Origin of the sequence: Chamaesiphon sp. OTE_75_metabat_556 (assembly GCF_031378165.1) — a bacterium.
Classification (GTDB): Bacteria; Cyanobacteriota; Cyanobacteriia; order Cyanobacteriales; family Chamaesiphonaceae; genus Chamaesiphon.
The window spans coordinates 1-2,632 of the sequence record NZ_JANNDR010000468.1 but is presented as its reverse complement, the minus strand read 5'-3'; the positions used below and the strand labels follow the sequence as shown (position 1 = coordinate 2,632).

5 protein-coding genes are annotated in these 2,632 nt (G+C 43.9%); 1 reads left to right on the top strand and 4 read right to left on the bottom strand.

The genetic code is table 11. The features are described from left to right. Positions 1-153 precede the first annotated feature (153 nt). Complete coding sequence (locus tag RMO27_RS19045) at positions 154-501, bottom strand: DUF805 domain-containing protein (RefSeq protein ID WP_309735451.1); 348 nt, start codon at positions 499-501, stop codon at positions 154-156. Positions 502-810: 309 nt separating this feature from the next. On the opposite strand from RMO27_RS19045, the gene RMO27_RS19040 reads away from it, so the two are divergent. After that, positions 811-1,713 (top strand): ABC transporter permease, encoded by a 903-nt coding sequence (locus RMO27_RS19040; RefSeq protein WP_309735449.1) that lies wholly within the window; start codon positions 811-813, stop codon positions 1,711-1,713. A gap of 30 nt (positions 1,714-1,743) precedes the next feature. On the opposite strand, the gene RMO27_RS19035 is transcribed toward RMO27_RS19040, so the two are convergent. From RMO27_RS19035 to RMO27_RS19025, 3 genes are all read right to left on the bottom strand, one after another. Next, positions 1,744-1,911, bottom strand: a complete 168-nt coding sequence (locus RMO27_RS19035) for a hypothetical protein (RefSeq protein ID WP_396133759.1) — start codon at positions 1,909-1,911, stop codon at positions 1,744-1,746. Positions 1,912-2,066: 155 nt separating this feature from the next. Continuing rightward, on the bottom strand, positions 2,067-2,339 hold the full coding sequence (locus RMO27_RS19030) for a phage integrase N-terminal SAM-like domain-containing protein (protein WP_309735446.1): 273 nt from the start codon (positions 2,337-2,339) through the stop codon (positions 2,067-2,069). Between the two features lie 178 nt (positions 2,340-2,517). Next, on the bottom strand, positions 2,518-2,632 hold a 115-nt coding region (locus RMO27_RS19025), incomplete at its 5' end, for a transposase (RefSeq protein ID WP_309731077.1).

Sequence of the window (2,632 nt, the reverse complement as noted above, 5' to 3'; positions counted from 1 at the left end):
ACTCCCTTTCCGCTCAAAGAGTATAGATCCCTCTGACTGTGACAGTTAAGGCTCGATCGCTACTATAAATTTTATCCGCTGAAAACCAGTCTTTGCAATCGATCGCGGTCAATAAATAGTCTTGCGGCGGGAAGGGAGTAGCAGTTCTAAAAATTAAGATTTCTGTCTATTGGGACTAGGACCATATTTATTTGCTTCTGGATTGCCAGCTTCAATCGCGAAGATCAAACCCACGATCGGGACGATACACCACCAGCCGCTACGGCCAGTATCGTGCATTCTCCGAATCGCAACCCCAATACCAGGCAATAGAACGGCTAAGCTGTAAATATTCCCTAACACGGTTTGATCTGTTTTAGTGATACCGCTAAGAATACCGAGCAGAATACCCAAAACAATGCTGATAATGATATTGAATAGGAAAAACATCCAATATTCCTGTCTGCTGGCACGCCCGTCAAACACAGCGTAATTTTTTAAGACCTTAATATACCATTCCATAAATTGTGTCCTGTAAATTTTAAGTGTTAATTGAATTTAGCAATGATTACTATTCCAAATTTCCGTTATAATACTACGATAAAGCATCTCCATCACCAGATCGAGCAATTAAACTTCATCTTAAAGTGGCTGCTAGATCCGGATCGATCGTCACAATAAGTATTTAATCGCAGATAGTTAAGGACGATCCATTTATCGAATTGGATAAACGATCTGCCAGAATTTGCGGCCATTGAGATCGAAATAGGTTAGGGGGACGCCATTTGTCCTATAGTAAATGAACCCTTCCCCGATCGCCGCAAACCGCTCATGGCTGTCAGTAAATTTTCCCTCGGATCTGTCAAACAACTCTTTCAACATCGTCGCGATCGGTTGTCTACCCAATTATTAGCATTGGGACTGATAATTACCCTCAGTTTCATCGTGATCGCCATCTTCGCACCATTATTACAGGCGATCGGGTTACTCCAAGATCCTCAAGATTTGCTGGGATCGGCGATGCCACCTTACAACCCAATCAATCAAGCCCCTTCTTGGCAACATTGGTTTGGGACTAGTCGCGAGGGGTATGACGTATTTTCGCGGACGCTATTTGGGACTCAGGCGGCTTTGCAAGTAGTTGTGTTGGCAACTTTGATGAGTTTGCTCATCGGCGTATCTTTGGGCATGGTTAGCGGCTATCTGGGGGGCAACCTCGATCGAGTTCTCCTGTTTGTGATGGATACGATTTACACGTTGCCTGGATTATTATTATCGGTAACGTTGGCGTTTATTGTCGGTAAAGGTGTTTTTAATGCCGCGATCGCATTGAGTATTTCCTACATTCCTCAGTATTTTCGAGTAGTACGCAATCAGACTGCAAGTTTGAAGACACAAATGTTTGTCGAAGCTGCTCAGGCTTTGGGCGCATCAACTCGTCATGTCTTGACCAAATATCTCTTTGGCAATGTCGTCCAAAGTGTCCCTGTGCTATTTACCCTCAATGCTGCCGATGCGATTTTAGTATTAGGTGGCTTGGGTTTTCTGGGTTTGGGTTTACCCGATGAGATCGCTGAATGGGGACACGATCTCAAGCAAGCTTTACCCGCACTCTCAACCGGAATTTGGTGGACGACTCTATTTCCAGGATTAGCTCTGACATTGATGGTGACTGGTTTGTCTTTGTTAGGAGAGGGTTTGAGTGAGTTGATTAATCCCAAGGATAGAGGGTAGAGGTTAGTCCGAAAATTTATAGATCGTTAATCACCGCTCAACATCTTGCTGATGGACGAGGCGAACTTGTTGAATGTGAATTTGCAGAGGTTCGATGACGCTGTTCGGTAGCAATGTGACTCGATCCTTACCACCTTTGCCGCAGCGGATGACCATTTGAGACTGGGCAAAGTCGATGTCTTTAATTCGTAGCTCCATACATTCGCGCAAGCGCAGTCCACTACCTTAGAGTAGTTGCAGCATCAGCCGATGGACTCCAGTGGTTTGTTGAATGATGGCAACAGCTTCATCGGGAGAGAGCACAATCGGAAGTTGCTGTGGGCGTTTGGCACGGATGGCATTAATGCGACTATCTAGTTCCTGCCGTAAAACTTGGCGGTACAGAAATAAAATTGCGTTGAGAAGCTCTGGTTTTGAGTGGCTGCGGCAACGTTGCCTTCGACTGCTAGATGAGTTAGAAATTCCTCTATTTCTGGGACTCCCATCTCTTTGGGATGACGCTTATTTTGAAACAAAATGTATCGAACAATCCATTGCACGTAGGTTTCTTCTGTACGGTAGGAGTAATGCTTGAGGCGAATTGCATCTCTAACCTGGTCTAGGAGCTTCTTGGGCGGATTTTTCATAATGTTACAATAAGTTGAAAAATTCAGCAGATCCACCTTAAATAGGATGATAGGTGGAAAGTTTCTGCTTTTACATAGGGAATATGCTGAATTTTTCAGTCTATCTACCCAAATTTGGGTGGATAGGTGGAAAGTTTCCGCCTAATAATAGTGGTTCTACCGAACTTGCTATGCAAGTTCAATTGCTAAAATGCCATGACAACATGCTCCTAATTTGAAAGTTGCCAAAATTTCTAAATCCGTACCCTCTCCTTTTTATCAGCTTGAGTTTATTGTTAATTCCTTCAACTGCT

What these genes read in the sequence shown, in the direction of transcription:
- RMO27_RS19035 (WP_396133759.1), bottom strand. Translation starts at nt 1,911, where the DNA reads ATGGAGCTACGAATTAAAGACATCGACTTTGCCCAGTCTCAAATGGTC.
- RMO27_RS19045 (WP_309735451.1), bottom strand. Translation starts at nt 501, where the DNA reads ATGGAATGGTATATTAAGGTCTTAAAAAATTACGCTGTGTTTGACGGG.
- RMO27_RS19030 (WP_309735446.1), bottom strand. Translation starts at nt 2,339, where the DNA reads ATGAAAAATCCGCCCAAGAAGCTCCTAGACCAGGTTAGAGATGCAATT.
- RMO27_RS19040 (WP_309735449.1), top strand. Translation starts at nt 811, where the DNA reads ATGGCTGTCAGTAAATTTTCCCTCGGATCTGTCAAACAACTCTTTCAA.